Consider the following 15,997-nt stretch of genomic DNA (forward strand, 5'->3'; position numbering starts at 1 on the left):
GATCTATTTATCCGTAATATGGTTTATTGGAGGTTAGTTTCGCTAAGCCCTTTATCACTCGATATGCGGCCCAAAATACGCTCCCAATGATAATGATCTGCGAAAACGGTGTCTTGAAATTCATTCTTCTTCACCATTATCCAGATAAACCCAACAAACCAGAATAAGCCTGTAAATAAGCCGATTCCCATTAATATATAACCGATTAGAGCGTTGGTTTTTGCCTCTGATTCATGCGGTGTTAAAACCGTTGGCATTGATTCTAACGCTGTGTTTTCTGTGTTGCTTCAGACATGTAAACTCCTATGTAATTGCCTGATATTTAAGATGGCTTGGTGCCATCGCTTTTCTAACCTAGCTTTTAATTTTGCATAAAGGTTCGAATTGTTTCCGCTACGGTGGTAACGGCTAAGTAGCAGTTGCTATCGAAAGCGGTTTGCTCCCCGTTTTCTACGTTCTTGTCTGGTTTTGACATTTCTATCGTGTATTTGATTTTCGATAATGCAAGAGGACTAATTTCGTTTATTTCGAAGTTAATGTCTTCATTGGTGAGGCTCATTGATTTAATCGTATGCCCCGATAAATGTTCGACAATTTCTTCTTGGCTGCGATTTTTAAATCTAATTTCGCTGCTGTCGCTGAGGTTTTCTAGCGTACAGTTACCACCGAATGTAAAAGTGTTACTTTCCTCTGTTGTCAGTATTTTTTGTAATTGCTGTGCTGTTGGGGTGTCTGTAGTAAACGGTGTTACCGGAAGTGAGCCGAATGCCTTGCGGAGTATGCTAATGATATCTTCGGCTTGTTTCTTGGTCGCTTCGATACCAATGATTCGACAATCTTCGAGTTTGAGATCGTTAAAGAAAACAACCTTGCAGGAAGTTATTCTAGAGAATGCTTGCTTTGCTAACTCTTTTGTCACGGCCAGCTTTATTTGATCTTTTTCGTCTTTGCTCAGTTTTCTCTCTAACTTCAATTGTGCTTTGACGATTCGGCTTTGTGTCTTGCGTTTTATTTTATCGGAGGGGATTATTTTTTTTTCGGTTTGGTACTCTAGAATTTGGTATCTCCCGTTCTCAACGCTATAGCATAGTAGGCTTGATGGACCTACATTGATAAAGCCGCTTTGACTAAGATCGGTTGAATTACAGGGTTTAAAAGAGGCGTTTTCTTGCAGGTGTCGCTCGATGCTTTCTGTTGATGGGAGAGAAGCGTCTTTATTTAATCGGTATAGAGTCAGCTTTTTAAGCATTGTCGTGTCCTTATTTGACTGTTTAATCCAATAAGGTACTCAGTTCCGAAATAGGGCGCGTTATCGTGCCCTATTAATGGCTTAATTAGTCAGTTGTAAGTAAAGAGACTTTTTGATCACTGAAGCATGCGGCTCAGATGTTTGTGGGGGTAGGCGTGTGAAGAAAGGCGGCGAACCGCCCAATGATTAGTCAATTAGTTAGCGACCACTAAGGAAGCCATTAACCTGTTTAAATAAGCGCCGTTGTGCTCTCTCATAAGTGGTGCTAGTGACAGTGGCTTCTCTTATTGCACGCTTCTCTTCCATCACTTTCGCTGCTGCTGTAAGCGACGTAGGCTCACCAATACAAGGTAGGTCGGCTCTTTTCACATAAAGAGCGTTAACTTTTTCTTTCTGCTCTCTCCACTCATTCAACAGCGGATAGTAAACGTCTTGTCTATCACTGAATTCTGGCGTTCCTGATGCTTCCATCATCCATTGTGCCGTTTTTTCTAACTTAGAGCCCAAGGAAGCAAGCTGTTCTTCCTCCATTTTTAATTGGCTAATAATTGGGTTGATAGCTGTGTCTGTCATAGTTACTTACCGTTGTTTGCCTAACCGATAAGTAAATAATAACAGACATGCCAAATATTCAATGGCATCGCCCGTTGGTTTGCTCTACCAACATGGCCATATCTAAATGAATGGGCGCATCCAGGTTAGGAATTCTCCCAGTAGCGCATATTGCGAGGCCGAATAATGCACAGAAAAACGAATTTAACACATTCGAATCCTCAACTATGTGGTGAGGGATCACCCTTGCTAGGTTCTCAAGGTTGCAGCTGTTACAGGCATTTTGATTGTCTACACAGAATGCAGTGTAACTACTCAGCATATCCTTAATAAATTCTTGCTCATTCAGATACATCAATTCAAATTCAATGATATTAGGCATTGATTTATTTAGACTCTGCCACCCAGAGATGGTTGCTTTTACCGCATTGGAATTCATCATATTCTCTATTTTACTGGATCTGTGTTAATAGACTTGGCTTGCCAAACTGTCTAAGTTGTCCGTTGTTTTTAGCGATCACCGAACGCCAAAATATTTCCAGCTCATTAACGGATTTCTGAGAGGAATAACGCTTAGCCCCCTCGATGAATCCGGCCCCAATCACATAGATGTCACTGCGGTCAAAATCCCCTTTAAATCCGGCTTTATCTATCGTTGCCAGCGCATCACTAGCACTCGGGATATACACGCTACCCTTACGATAAAAACTAAGGCTGTCGCTGTTTTCAAGCATGTCTGAAACCACCAGAACAATTTTTCGTTCGGCATTTGAGCGCGCTACGAGATCCGTTGATAGGTTTAAAATCGTTCCCACCAATTCTGTCTTTGGGTAGCTATCTTGCTCGGTTGGAAAGGCACTGGCCAAGAGTTTATGCGCTGAATTGATGGCTCCACGTTGCTGATTTAAGCAGTGTTCTAGCTTTTTCAGTTTCATGCGGTTCATGCTATTACGTTGCTCTGAAGACAAGCCCGATTCAAATAACCCAGAAAATACGATATCGGTATAATCACCTTGAGCCAGTGCCGAAAACGTAACAATCGTGACTTTATCCCCACTTTGATTAAAGTGCTGCAATTGTTGGTGTACCGATTTTTTTAAGTTGGTGTCCAAGTTCACCGTCTTATCAACAATCACAAAGATCTCTCTGTTAGGCTGACTTGGTTTGTATTCACTCAACTGCGCGTAGTCGTAACAGGATGGAATGTCATTACGTTCACTAGCGTTACCAACGGCTGCAAACGCAGCCATTGTTACCGCCAAAGCGATATTTTTAATCATGAATTTAACCCCATTTCAGTCATCAAACGGGCACGTTGCTCTTCTTCAGTTTCGACAGGCTGCTGTTTAGCGACCCTAGCTTTGTGCTCTTTCAATAATTGGTCTCTCATTTCATCATCGCTTAATGATGATGCTTTGCGAGTTTGCGACTCAATTTCTGCACTTTGTTTAAGGCGATCGAGATTATGACGAGCACGCTCTAACCCTTGATCACGCTCCCACTCTAAAAATTGGTAAAAGCTACGGTCGGTCGCACTTTCGATTAGCTCATTGACCGTTGTCGATTGTGTAATATCCGGCAGTTTCTTAGCCATACGTGCTTGCAAGCGTGTTAATGTTTTTTGAGCGTAATCGGCTACGTTTTCTGCCTTTCTTTCGTAGTAAGCTACGAATTCATCACGAGTCGAAAACTTATGCGTATATTTGTAAGCTTCAGCACTGTGTTTACCTGCAAACCCAAAATTCATTGATACCCACGTTGCGAACGCTTGTAAGAGTAAAAAGAGAATAGCCATAACACCAAACGTTGCCCAACTCCCTTTTTCTGTTGCATCACAGGCTTCATTTTTACCTGCATTCACCGCATCTTGGTTTTGCTCAGCAACAAAGTTAGGTTGCGGTGTCCCATCGCCACTGTATAAGTTATTAAAATCGATGCTACCTTGACTAACCTCACCACCTTGAACAGTACACATCGCATCTTGAGTTTGTGCTGACTCCAAAGCTTTACCACGAATGTAAGTCAGGGTGATGGCAATGATTGATACCACTACCACGGTCGCAACGGACCAGTTATGCTTTTTCGAGGAGGCTCCAAGTTGCAAGCGGTTTAAGCGTTGAATGTAAGCTTTCTCATTTAAGTCACTTGGAGAGTCAATACGGCCAACACGGTCACCTACTTGGGCGGTTAGCTCTTTTACAGGCGTTGTATCAGCTTTCCAAAGCGATCGGATGCTGTTGATAAGCTTATTTCGATGCAGTTCTGCACCCATTGAGTGAGTCACTAACGCCAATGCAACGGCAAAACCGAAAGCAAGAATGTAGGCCATGCCTTGACGGGTATTTTCGGAAGCGGTTAAGTCAATAAAGCCCGACATGGTGTAACTGAACCCCCATGCCTCAAGAAATAATACGATCATCAAACCAATGACCATCAATGTCGTTAATGGTTTACGGCCATCTTCCCCTACAATATCAAGGTGGCGTTTACACTCGTCATAGTAGTCACCTGACTTATGATTTTGCGAATAGTATGGCTTGTAGTCCTGGCAAATTTGACGTTCGGAATGAAACCAACCATTTTGCGTTGTGCTGTTTTTCGCAAGTTGATTTATCTTCCCAAAGAATATGTTGCGGTGACGAAACCCTAACCACCATAACCCCAACGCTTCCCTGTTTTTATGGAGAAATAAAACCACTAAGCCGGTGGCCACGACCGCAACGAGCAACCTTTGCCAGTTCATCAGTAGTGTGTCGAGAATATCCATCATTTTGTCCTTCTTATAATGTTAGTGATAGCTGTAAAGATTTTTGGTAGATATGCCCATTACTTTCATAGAACACATCTACGCGCTTTGTCTCATTCTCTCCCGAGTTATGGAAAAGCAAGTCGGCACAAAGCACTTTGGCATTTTTTTCTTTTGGATAAAGCCGATACAAGACCGCATCCTGACCCTTGACCGTTTGAACTTTCATTGAATATGTGTAATCCGGCTTTTGTTTCGGATCGTGATAGTTCAGTAAAAATGACATGGTTGGATCGGTAGATGCGCGGTAATCGCTTCTTTCAATTTGAACAGGCCCAACAACCACCAGCGTTTCCTTGGTGCCTGCATTCGCTTTACCGAACCACGTTGTTTTAAATAACGCAGGTAAAGAGGCATGCACTGGAGCTGATTTTCCTTTTGATTCCGATTTGCTCGGGGGCGGTGTCGAGGCACATGAGCTCAATGGAGGCATCGCTATCGCTTCATTCACAAGACCAAACCAACGCTCTTCATGATAGACGCCCAATTGTGTCATTAGGTCGGCAGAGGCTTTGTTTTCTACGTATGGATCCCCCTTTAATTTCAAAGGGTTCGTATCACGATGTACGACTTTCTTCTGCGATTTACGTGTGACTTGTGAGCTTTCACTTCTATTGAGGGCTAAGTGACTTGGATTAACTGTGGTTTGAGCAAGTTTCAGGTGTAATACCTTCTGCATGTCCTCATTCGACATCATTTTGATGGGGGTAAGATTAAACGCCTCCACAATTTCAAATCGACGATTTTGCTGTCTACCTTTTGGTGTGGAATTCGGGGCGATCGGCTGTGTTTCTCCAGCACCAATCGATATCAACCCAGTATCATTACCTCGCCAATCAGGTTGGTCGATTTTTGCAGAAAAGACCCACATACTGATTTTGTCTGCGCGTTTTTCGGAAAGCTGTTGGTTGGCATCCTTATCCCCAACCGCATCAGTATGGCCGATCACAATCAAGTTAGATTTTACATCTTTGGTTGACACGAAAGCCTTTAAAAATGTCTCTAAGGCTTCGTAGTTCTCGCGTGTTACTTCGTAGCTGCCTGAACGAAATAAGTCCTGCCTTGGAATGATCGACACGGTAAGACCCAACACATCTTTGTTTTGCCCATCATTAAGATCTTCGATGGTAGATAAATGGATTTGATAGCCTGCCGCTGCAGCCGCTTTCTTGAGTTCTATTTTACGATATTTGATATAGTGCGCTTTTCCGCAAGATTCAATAATGCTACTGCCTACCGCCAGTTCACAATGCCCAATCTTATAGGTCGAAACGTCAGGTGCGCTACTACACCCGACCATCGCGAGTGCTGTAGCAAAAAGTAATGCGCGTTTTATCATGTAACTCCTCACTTAAGGGTGCAACTCCGCGATACGAACGGATTGTCGTTGCCCTGCCATGTTTCTATGTACTTATTTCTTTTGCATTCCCAAGCTTGGGGAGCGTATGTATTGTTCCACGCCTCAAAGAGACGACGATCAGCTGATGATAGCTTGATGTCATAACGCTCAGATATGTACAGCTGGGCTCGAGCGACTACACCACGAGATCGCTCTGGCGGCATCGCTTTGCGAGCTTTGAAATCGATTTGCATTTCACATTGGCCGTAAGTGGCACCTTGAATTCCATTCCATTGGCTAAAGCGGTAATTTGAACGATCGCCATTCACCTCTCCGATTGAGGTGAATAAGTTGTGTGCATCGGCCTCCATTTCCTTAAACTTAGGATCGGTTGCAATGCAGTTCTTGCGACCACCATCTTTCCAACACTGCCTCTGGTTACCCATGGCAAATGCAGTAGTCGCATGCTCAAATTCAATTCGGTTTGCTCTGGTAGGCTGCTTTCGTACTTCATACCCACATGATGTTAGATCTGGAATACCCTTCTTCCCCTTCCAAGTCACATCACAACCACAGTACAACGTTGGCACCGGATTTTGTGCATACCATTTGGCTAACTTCTCTTTGCTAGCGGAAAAAGAAGGTGCTGCTTGAGCCACTGTTGAAAACGTCAGTAGCGTACCGATAATGACTAATAACCGCATTTTTACATATCCTTGTTTCATAATGTATTTCTGATTTGAATTAATTCACACCATCTTTTCGATAGCATGTAACGATCACACTATTGTTGGCCACAACAAATACCCAGTCTGAATTGGATGAGGACCAATACTGGCTGTTATCGCCATACTTTTTAAGCTTCGCTTTCATTACATGTGCCGGTAATGCGACCTGATGTATGGTGGTATTTAATAATCGCTTGATAGCTTTCAATGGAAACGACACTTCTCCATTCGAATGAGCTTTCATTTGATCCACCGCATGAGAAGTTACTTTAACCTCGCCCATGATTCCGTGAACCGGGAGGTGTGTATTGAAATAAAGACTGGACAACTTCAGTGTCATTGTTGGTGTCATCTCGAACCATGCCGGTTGTCGATTATTTACCTCAACGGAACCATTATCGAGAACCATTCGAAGTGATGCACCCAACTGATTTATTTGTGACATCGCACTTCGACGCTGGATGCCCTTCTTGCATTGGCCATGACTGACCGTTATCGAAATGCTAGCACCGCTTAGCAAGCCAAACAGGTTGGCATGTAGCAAAATATGCTGCAATGTGATTAGCTCGGCCCTGGCACGATTAAACTTATCTGTGCTTAAAGGTAATTGGACAAGAAAGGTTTGGTTGAAGTCGGCTTTTTCAGGTTCGCGTATCTTTACACCACAGATATAGCTTCCCGCTTGTGACGCTTCAGTGGTGTACAACTGAACATGGGCATTCATGGGTTTACTCCTTGTTAATCTATTTCCTTCAGATTAACCCCACTTTAAGTAATACAAGCCCTAGTCTGTATGGACACCGTATTCTCTCCAACTCGATTTTCGTGAATCACTGAAAACGCAAGTTACGGCATCTGGTGTGGTAATGATGGGATGTTCGAAGTCACAAAAGATAGCGCTGACAATAACCGGAAGGTTGTTGGCTGTGCCATATGCTTCAGGCAGGAAGAGAAATACATCTTTATTGTTGCATTGCTTACCCGCAAGAGCTGGATTATCCACCCGACAGACCTTTTCTGGAGCCTTTGCTCGCGTGGCCTCTGCCGATGCATTCAAGCTAGGTAATACAATCAAACTGATCAACAACAATCGCTTCATGGAATCTTGATGCCTATTTGGTTTTCGATATCTGCCTTTAATCGAGCAATTGCTTTGCGCTTAATTGATCTCACTTGGTATTTTGTGATGTGGAAGTTTCCTGCAATCTGTTCATGGCTCAAAGCCTCATCGTCGTGAAGTCCAAAGCTGGCAGAAAGTATCCGCTCCTCACTTTCAGAAAGAGAAGTTAATGCAGCGCCTATTGATTGCTCCCTTCGTTCCTGCTCGATGCTCTCAATTATATCTTCGCTAGTGACGAGGGCAGGATCTGCTTTGTTCCATAACCTCTCATTGTCACTATCCATTAGCGAACTGTCGCTGTCGATTAAGTGGTTGTTGTTTTCGTAACGAGGTTGATTTAAATGCTGAATGATAAAACGCAGTTTATTTGAACTGATATTGAGCTCTTTCTGTATGTTGTCGAACTGAGAGGCAGAAAGCTTGTTTATGGTGAGTTCTTGCTCGTTTAAATAAGCATAAAACCGCATAGCGGCATAATGAATGTCTGGTGTCACACGAACGTGATAATTGTTCATCACGCAGTACATCTCTAGGTATTTCTTGATCCAGTGCTCAGCATAGGTGGAAAAGCGGTATCCGAGCGAAGGATTGAATTTTTGAATGGCAGATGATAAGCCAACGTTCGCTTCCGATATCAATTCTTCATATTCAAAATGAGGATATTTTCGGTGATAGCGGTTCGCTACTTTTATCGCAATCCGCAGATTCGACTCAACCAATTTTTGTTGAGTGGCGACGCAGCCCATAATTAACTTTGGATATAACGACTCCTCGACCTCTCTCGATAAGATGCCGTATTGTCCAATTTCACTAAGATATAAAGGCTTAGTCATCGATTGCTGCACGCTGTATTCCTTATTTCTACCGCTCTGTACTGTCTAAGTAACGACCATGAGTATCAATACTACACCATTTACCGCCCTTTTATTGGTATGTGCAATGCTTTGTTGTAAGTATTGTCATCCATATTAATCGTTCGGACCATCCTTTTGAGTGATGATCTGCTTCATCATGACGTGCAACGGTTTACCATTATTTCTAGTCGTTTGGTAAAGAAACCGCTTAACATTACCAGTTCCTTGCAACAATAGCTTGATATCACGCAACACTTACCAGTGTGGCTAATGAATGTTTACCGCCACACCCGTTAACATTACCATCATGAATTACGATAATAACGAACCATCTCTGTTAGATTGATAAACCGCTTGCCCACATTAAGAAAACACAGCGATTGCACAGTAGTCCCTTCCCCATTGTGCCAGGTTGCGTACCACAACAGCGACACGTTGACTCCGTTTGTATCGTCTCGGTTGCAGCTAAATCAACTTGTGGGGCTATCTCCGTAATGTCATCTTTTGGCGGCTCAACCACCCTTACCCACTCATCCCAATTCTCAATGAGCAATTGAAAAACACCTTCAGGCGTATAGTTCTCCCTGTTGGGCTCTAGGCCATAGAGTGCATTGGTCATTTGACGGGTATTGATGCTCAATAGGCAATCCACGTTTCTCGATACCGTGTCCAGACAAAAACCAATGTTGTTTGCAAATGGGATCTCGATAGCTATCGTGTATTCTCCGTCCTCCTGCCTACCTAAGAGATCGATTGTCTCACCAAATGCCCGTTCATCAACCGACCAAACTAAACCGTCTATCACATCAAGATCTACTTGTATCGATGTCAATAAGGACAATTGTTGGCGTAGGATTAATGCCATTGCTGTTACGGGAGAGTAATCACACTCACTTTCGATGCTAGTTTCATCGGTCCTATGTCCAAAATGCCATTGATTGGTATCTCCTTGCCGGGCGCTGACTGGTGTTTTACAGGACAGGCATACACATCGACATGCCGCCCCTCGCTCAACTTGGCGAATACTAACAATATTTCCCGTTTCTACCTCTTCAGCAAAAGGCATCAATACGCTTAATCCCATACTTTCCTCTCGTTCTGTTTTCAATCAAACGACCGCATCATGAAATGACGAAGTGCTAGGCTACGGCTCTGATCTTCTCTTTCAACTCTTTTCGGATTTCTTCCATCTCTCCAGCGCTACCACCGGATGCATCATGAAGGATTGGGAATCTCAGCTTCACTAGCTTGTTTCGGTTGATGTAAGCGAACGCCTGACCTTTTGGTAGTGTCATGATCGTTTCCGGTGAAATGATTGGCTGATGAGCTTCAACTTTGATTGCCGCCTGAGTTCTCGTGCCAAAGAAACCCTCTCCTGGCGATTTACCATCCTCGTTGTCATTACTGAATGTGCTTTTCGGTGTAATAGCTCCACCATCACTTGTTGCTCCACCCACATCTAAGCCCAACACATCTGCCGTTCGAACCATTTCAGTGAGGTATTCGGCTGTATATTGGTTGGCCACTCGCATCATGAATACGTTGTTGAAGTTTCCTAACACAACGTCAGCCTTCGCTTTGTCGCCTAGCTTCGCCTCAATATCCGCTCTGGTTTGTGTGTAAGCCGTGACACGAACCCCTGCTGAGCCAGAACGGTTTAATAATGGAATAAATTCATCACCCATTAGGGATTGGAACTCATCACAGTGCAACCATATCGGTGTAATGTCCTTCGTTGAGGCTCCCGGTATGCCCTTGTTAATACCGTAGTTGTTGATTTCACCCGCTTTAGCCACTAAATCAGCAAAGAATTGATTACCTACGGCCTCTGCGACCAATTCATCCTGCATTGAACTGAAACCAGCGTAAAAAATACCTTTGCGTTGAATGATTTTGTCCCAAGAAAACGTCGGGCGCGTATCTTTCATGTCGTTAAAGTTAGGGGAGATAATGTCGGCTAGCTGTCCCGATGTGAGCTTTGTTAATAACGGTATGAGCGATGCAGTAAGCTTCGATGTATACTGACTGTCCGATTTCATCGTTGCTCGTAAACCTTCAAAATACTGATTCACCAATCTTGGGTTACGTTCATAAAAATCACTCGTTATCTTATCGGTGATAACGGTTGCATAATCCCTCCCCTTCATTGCCCCGATCTTCAATCTTTCTTCAACCATATCGCCTTTCGCGTTCATCTTGAATTTTGGTTTGTTTAAATCCTCATACTCTTCCTTGTAGTTAGGATTATCTCTACGCATCAAGTGTTTACCGTAGCGATTGAATAGACCCTCTAAATTCTCAATGTTTGCTTTCATTGACTTGAAATCCGGCTGTTCACCCATCTCCAACAACGCTGCCGACACATACACCATGAAGTTAAACGCAAAGTCTTTAAATACCTGACCGTCTCCACCTCCTGACATTTGGTTGGCGATTCGACCTGCAATGGCCGTTAAGCGGCTGAAAGACGATATAGCATTGTAACGAGCACTAATTTCTGGCTCACCCAACAAGAAAACGTAAAAGTCTTCCTCTCGATTTAAGCGCTTGGCTTCCGACCACATGATCCCCAATAACTCTAAATCGCCTTTGGGATCAAATACGCCTGCAACACCATTGCGTCTAGCAATGTCTTGCGATATCTGACTTCTCAAAAAGACCGTTTTACCCACCCGACTCTGACCAAACATGATCGTGTGACCCGCCCTGTCATCCAATGGCATAAAAATATCAGTCTCTCGAACAAAGCCTGTCGCATGGTACAAAGGGTTGCCACCTACTGGCGGTAGCGGTTTGTAAATATTCCGTATACTGATATTCAATATCGCAATAGTGAATTCTTGTCTTTTGGATATCGTTGCAATAAAAGCGCCTATGCGCTCTTTTAAGCCCTTATTTACCCCTCGACGTAGCTCAACACTGATTTCATTAGCTCTCAGCTTCTCAACGAAGCTAGGGAGCTCATAGAAGGGTTTTAGGTTCTCTTTCTTGGCATCCCAAACCTTTTGAGCGTCCGAATCCAAATATGCAAAACCTTTACCTATCCACTGAAGCTTATCCGTCCATGGGATTTCATCTGCCTTCAAATGAAATGCGTCTATGACATTCAACGACATTTGATATTTCTTAATGTAAATGAGCGAGTTCAAGCGGTTACCCACTAAAACCAAGAAGATCATACTAAATACAATCAGCCATTTGTCGCTCAAACCAATCCACGGCGCAAACATCCATAAAAACAAAACCGCTACCACCGAATATACAATGGTGCGCCACTCAAATGAGGGGCGTAAGTAACCGTCCAGCGTCCTTTCTGTGCTCATTGAATTGCACCCTCTTGCGTTATGATGATTGGATACACGCTAACACCTAGGTTCTGCAAAAACTGTTTAGCGTCCACTGGCTGCATCTCAATGTCTGGTGCGTACTTCTTGATAGCTAGAAAGTCTGTCATTGAATTTACTTGTGTGACTACAATACCGGCTCGGTGACGACGAATCGCTCCAACATTCAACTTTAACCACTCCAAGGAATAACTATCAGCACCTATCACTGCTATTGGGCGCTGAACCCTTGATGCCTGCTCTGGACTTAACTTTATCAACCGCGATGGCAATTTCGTTGGCTTTAACGTGGTCGTTACTGGGAAAATGCTTCGAAGAGCGGCCTCATGAAGATCTTGCTTGGATATTTCGCCATTCTTAAATCTCTCCAGTTGCGCTAACTCGCTTAACTCTCGTTTACGGTTCTCGCCCACTTCCAATTCATCTTGCCGTATCACCTCCCTTATCGGTTTTGACTCAGATGGATTGCTACCCAAAACCACCATACTAGGCTTGCCTGACTTAAAGTCTCTAAGTACGTTCATGGTGCTAGTGCGCAAAATATGGTTCAGCCTCAGCGCTTCTTGATCTACCAGCACCCCCAACTCTTGCTCGGATATCTCTGGCCTATCATATACGAGCTCTTTTTCTTCCAGTGGCTTTGCCTTAGTTTTCGTTACCACCGTTTTCACAGTGACAACATTTGCTGATGCTAAAATAGGTAGTAACGATAATAACAATGCTGTTGCTGGCTTTTTCATCCCTTCACCCTTTGTTGGTTCTAGATGTCTTCAAGGACTTCTTCTGGTATTCGCCACTTTGGATTAATAGAAACTTCTCTCTAAACTCTCGAGTGTATTTATCGGCATGGCCCTTGCTGTTCGATGGGTTGTGATATCGACCTGCAGCTAAAAACCAATCGCCATATTTGTTGTATTGTTCGATGAGAATTTCTGATGCGATGATGCCGTTTCTGTGGGGATTGCCCAAATCTTCTATCGACTCAGCCCTATGACCATTCCACTTCCAATTTACTTGGAATGGTCCTATGTCAAACGCAGTCTTACCTTCTGACAACAATCTTTTGGCTGCAGTTATCATTGAGTTATAGTCTTCGTATCTAAACGCAACGCCCTTGTAGTTGATTGTGTATGGCCAAGGACTCACCGTGTTGTTATTCATCTTGGAGTTTGACTCTTGTACTGACAGCGCATAAAGAATATCGGCAGGTACACTCGTTGTTTGTGACAGCCATACAAAGTATTTTGGAACCTGAATCGCCTGTATTTCGCTTCCAGTTACAAATTGTGTGCTGCTTACAAATAAACCCGGCACCATCACAAACAAACGCAGTAAATGTCTCACAGCTTAGCCTCGTTAATTGATGTGGATTCTTTTGCTGTTAGTGTCGGTTTTTATGATGTAGTACGGCACCTTTCCACCACCTCGATACTTCTCGACCAATTCATTGTCGAGGGACGCATTTACGCTAATAGCTTTTGACTTCTTGCGCTCATCGGTTACCCCAATGCTTTTAAGAAATGATTCCGCTTGCGCCGCTGTCGAACGAGTAAAGTGAATGTCCAGTTTTGTAGTCGATGGTGCCGTTGCTATCGCTAACGTCGAAAATATCTTGCAGTCGGCATCGCATGCTCCAAGATCGATAAATAAACTTCTTAAAGTGTCTCTGCTATCGGTTAGCTGAGTCGCTAGACCAGTGACCGGTTTTTTTATGCTTGGGTCTGAGCCTGGCACCATTTGATAGATTGCCTTTATAGCCGCTTCTTGAAACGCCAATTCCCTACCTCTTCGAGCTAATTCCAACTCGTTCATGATCTTGGCGTAATGCATTCTCTCAGCTTCAGTCGTTGCGTAGTTACCCAAAACAATGGGAGGGTCTAAATCTGGCGTCCATGTTCCTCTCGGTGTGTATTCAATAATGTATTTGTACTTTGCCCAATCAGCATCATCCAAGTTCCAGTTACTCGCAAGACGCTTATCTTTTTCTGATAAGACTATCTCCAATCCTTCGATCAAATACTGTCTTTCGCTATTGCCGGTTTTACTATCGATAACCTGCGTCTTTTCAACACGAAGCGCTTTGTGCTCGTAACTGTTAGCGACCGTTGCTATCGATAATAAGGATACTGCCAATCCTATCTTGGTTTTTATTCTCATTACTTCACCGTTATCTCTGGATTTGCATGAGGTATTCGCGCCCAGCGTAATCCTTTAGCACGACGCCATCGTTATCTATATTTTTTACAGTGTAATTGCCTAGTCGGTCCTCTTTTATGATTGGCATTGCCCCTGACAAGCCATCAGAGAGTTGGGCTACAAACTGAGAACCAAACTGTGTGATGTTGACCAGTCTTAAATTGCCAACGCTTTTTATTTCCGTTATGGCCGTATCGGTGGTTTCAGTTTTATTGCTAGTGCTCTTTGGCGTTGATTTGGCGCTGGTACTTTTGGTTGCTGCGTCTATTTGGATTTTTGACTTATCCAGTTCGCTGAATTTATTGGCTATACTGTCCAGCAATTTCTTGGTTTCTTGTTTCTGATCGTTTTCGATTTTTTGGATCTTTAATGCCAGCTCTTGGGTGTTCAAACTTGAACTGTCTTTTATTGCTCTTACTTCGTCTTTTAGTTGAAGAATCTCTGCTACTCTCATGCTGGATTTTTCACTATACAATTCAATTTCTTCTTGGAGATCATTGACCTTACGTTCTAATTTACCTTTAAGAGCTTCTTGTTCTTCTTTCATGCTTTCGATGGTTTGTTTGATGTTTAATTCATTTAGCTGTGATGTGATGTCATCAATCTGCAGAGATAGTCTGCTAATTTCTTGTTGGGATGCTGCTGTTATGCTTTGGTTTTTGTCGCTGTTGTTAGTGAAATTAATCAGGTTTGGTAATTTTTGCTCGTTGGTGGTGTATAGGTAGTACCCTGCCCCAATCGTTGCTGTAGATACTAGAATGGCCAGAATTGCTTTAATGATTTTTTTAGGTTTAGTTTTCTTGGATTCGCTATCTGGAATATCTTCATCTATTGCCTGATTTTGGTCTTGTTCTGGCATAACTTCTGCTCCTTGCAGATCTTCATTTGTCACCACCTTTAATTTCCCTTCGGTTTCAGTGATTGATGGATCTTGTTCGTGTTTCTTGATCTTGTTGGTATTCATATTTTCAGCTACCTATTTGTGATTTTCTAATTCTAACGATGCGAGAAGTTTCGTTTATATCGATTGTGTAGCCATTGCCAATAATCACTTCGAGAATCTGTTTAGTCGTAGAGCGAGTGAATGAGCGATTCACTATGGGCAGCTTCTTTGAATACAAAGCCAGAATTTCGTAGCTACTCTCGTTAATGTTTTCGAGTTGATAACCGGACAAGGCCAGCGCAAAATTCATTGCTTGGCCAACGTATTTTATTGAGAATGGGAATTCCAGATTTGTAACTTGAAGTAATGGGTATTTCTGTTCGAATTTCGTGTCTACAACGATTTGTGTATAACCGCCATTCTGATACAAAAGTTCTGATTGAACTTCGTTAGTTTCCGTCCTGGCTATCGCCAAATCAGACAACCCCAAAACCAGCACCCCAGCGATTAATCCGCGTTGATAATTTTTCATGATGATTCCTTTTTGGTTCACTGTTATTTAGTAACCAAATCCACCCGCCACACCACCACGACAAGCAACCACTTTCAGGGCACAAAAAGATAAGCTATACAATCACCTGCCAGCAGGCGCTTATATAGCTTATCTTTTATATATTTATATATAGTGAAAATCGGGACTCCAAACCCTCCCAGAGAAACGTTGACCGGGTTAGGGATAACCGCATTTTGGGTTAGGGTTAAAACTAATTTCGGGTTAGGTTTTTACGACTTTCGTGGTGAAGGAAAACTGTTTTTGGGTGAGGTTTTTTGTGGGTGTTTGAATCTTTTGTGTGCGAGTGAGGGTAATGAAGTTTATGTTAATACTGGAGCATTTAACAATAAAAAGCCCCTTTTCACGATGTGTC

At 43.1% G+C, this 15,997-nt stretch carries 17 protein-coding genes; all 17 read right to left on the minus strand.

Going from position 1 to position 15,997, the window contains the following annotated elements; all coding sequences use genetic code 11:
- Window positions 1-23: 23 nt before the first annotated feature.
- The gene (locus tag EYW48_RS06830; protein WP_277432068.1) at window positions 24-257 is read right to left on the minus strand and encodes a hypothetical protein; all 234 of its coding nucleotides are present in this window, start codon (window positions 255-257) and stop codon (window positions 24-26) included.
- Between the two features lie 104 nt (window positions 258-361).
- The gene (rdgC, locus tag EYW48_RS06835; RefSeq protein WP_277432069.1) at window positions 362-1,249 is read right to left on the minus strand and encodes a recombination-associated protein RdgC; all 888 of its coding nucleotides are present in this window, start codon (window positions 1,247-1,249) and stop codon (window positions 362-364) included.
- Between the two features lie 198 nt (window positions 1,250-1,447).
- Window positions 1,448-1,822: a hypothetical protein gene (locus EYW48_RS06840; protein WP_277432070.1), complete on the minus strand. Its 375-nt coding sequence runs from the start codon at window positions 1,820-1,822 to the stop codon at window positions 1,448-1,450.
- A gap of 431 nt (window positions 1,823-2,253) precedes the next feature.
- Complete coding sequence (locus tag EYW48_RS06845) at window positions 2,254-3,081, minus strand: hypothetical protein (RefSeq protein WP_277432071.1); 828 nt, start codon at window positions 3,079-3,081, stop codon at window positions 2,254-2,256.
- Window positions 3,078-4,571 (minus strand): hypothetical protein, encoded by a 1,494-nt coding sequence (locus EYW48_RS06850; RefSeq protein ID WP_277432072.1) that lies wholly within the window; start codon window positions 4,569-4,571, stop codon window positions 3,078-3,080. The genes EYW48_RS06845 and EYW48_RS06850 overlap by 4 nt, the downstream gene beginning before the upstream one ends.
- A 10-nt stretch (window positions 4,572-4,581) precedes the next feature.
- Window positions 4,582-5,946 (minus strand): OmpA family protein, encoded by a 1,365-nt coding sequence (locus tag EYW48_RS06855; RefSeq protein ID WP_277432073.1) that lies wholly within the window; start codon window positions 5,944-5,946, stop codon window positions 4,582-4,584.
- 8 nt (window positions 5,947-5,954) lie between these two features.
- Complete coding sequence (locus EYW48_RS06860) at window positions 5,955-6,650, minus strand: endonuclease (protein WP_277432074.1); 696 nt, start codon at window positions 6,648-6,650, stop codon at window positions 5,955-5,957.
- A 40-nt stretch (window positions 6,651-6,690) separates the two neighbouring features.
- Entirely contained in the window at window positions 6,691-7,398 is a 708-nt protein-coding gene (locus EYW48_RS06865; RefSeq protein ID WP_277432075.1) for a hypothetical protein, read from the minus strand.
- A 60-nt stretch (window positions 7,399-7,458) separates the two neighbouring features.
- The gene (locus tag EYW48_RS06870) at window positions 7,459-7,773 is read right to left on the minus strand and encodes a hypothetical protein (protein ID WP_277432076.1); all 315 of its coding nucleotides are present in this window, start codon (window positions 7,771-7,773) and stop codon (window positions 7,459-7,461) included.
- The gene (locus EYW48_RS06875) at window positions 7,770-8,639 is read right to left on the minus strand and encodes a sigma-70 family RNA polymerase sigma factor (RefSeq protein WP_277432077.1); all 870 of its coding nucleotides are present in this window, start codon (window positions 8,637-8,639) and stop codon (window positions 7,770-7,772) included. The genes EYW48_RS06870 and EYW48_RS06875 overlap by 4 nt, the downstream gene beginning before the upstream one ends.
- A gap of 346 nt (window positions 8,640-8,985) precedes the next feature.
- Window positions 8,986-9,732 carry a hypothetical protein gene (locus tag EYW48_RS06880; RefSeq protein WP_277432078.1) on the minus strand — a complete coding sequence of 249 codons (747 nt, stop codon included), beginning with the start codon at window positions 9,730-9,732 and terminating at the stop codon, window positions 8,986-8,988.
- A gap of 55 nt (window positions 9,733-9,787) precedes the next feature.
- A complete protein-coding gene (traD, locus tag EYW48_RS06885; RefSeq protein WP_277432079.1) occupies window positions 9,788-11,971 on the minus strand; it encodes a conjugative transfer system coupling protein TraD in 2,184 nt (727 codons plus the stop codon).
- Window positions 11,968-12,732 carry a PFL_4695 family integrating conjugative element protein gene (locus EYW48_RS06890; RefSeq protein WP_277432080.1) on the minus strand — a complete coding sequence of 255 codons (765 nt, stop codon included), beginning with the start codon at window positions 12,730-12,732 and terminating at the stop codon, window positions 11,968-11,970. Before EYW48_RS06890 ends, traD begins: the two co-directional genes overlap by 4 nt.
- Before the next feature lie 4 nt (window positions 12,733-12,736).
- A complete protein-coding gene (locus tag EYW48_RS06895; protein ID WP_277432081.1) occupies window positions 12,737-13,336 on the minus strand; it encodes a transglycosylase SLT domain-containing protein in 600 nt (199 codons plus the stop codon).
- Between the two features lie 12 nt (window positions 13,337-13,348).
- Window positions 13,349-14,149, minus strand: a complete 801-nt coding sequence (locus tag EYW48_RS06900) for a hypothetical protein (protein WP_277432082.1) — start codon at window positions 14,147-14,149, stop codon at window positions 13,349-13,351.
- Between the two features lie 10 nt (window positions 14,150-14,159).
- Window positions 14,160-15,152 carry a hypothetical protein gene (locus EYW48_RS06905; RefSeq protein ID WP_277432083.1) on the minus strand — a complete coding sequence of 331 codons (993 nt, stop codon included), beginning with the start codon at window positions 15,150-15,152 and terminating at the stop codon, window positions 14,160-14,162.
- 4 nt (window positions 15,153-15,156) lie between these two features.
- A complete protein-coding gene (locus EYW48_RS06910) occupies window positions 15,157-15,603 on the minus strand; it encodes a hypothetical protein (RefSeq protein WP_277432084.1) in 447 nt (148 codons plus the stop codon).
- Window positions 15,604-15,997: the final 394 nt, after the last annotated feature.

It is taken from the genome of Vibrio sp. 1180_3 (genome assembly GCF_029478545.1).
Taxonomy (GTDB): Bacteria; Pseudomonadota; Gammaproteobacteria; order Enterobacterales; family Vibrionaceae; genus Vibrio; species Vibrio aestuarianus.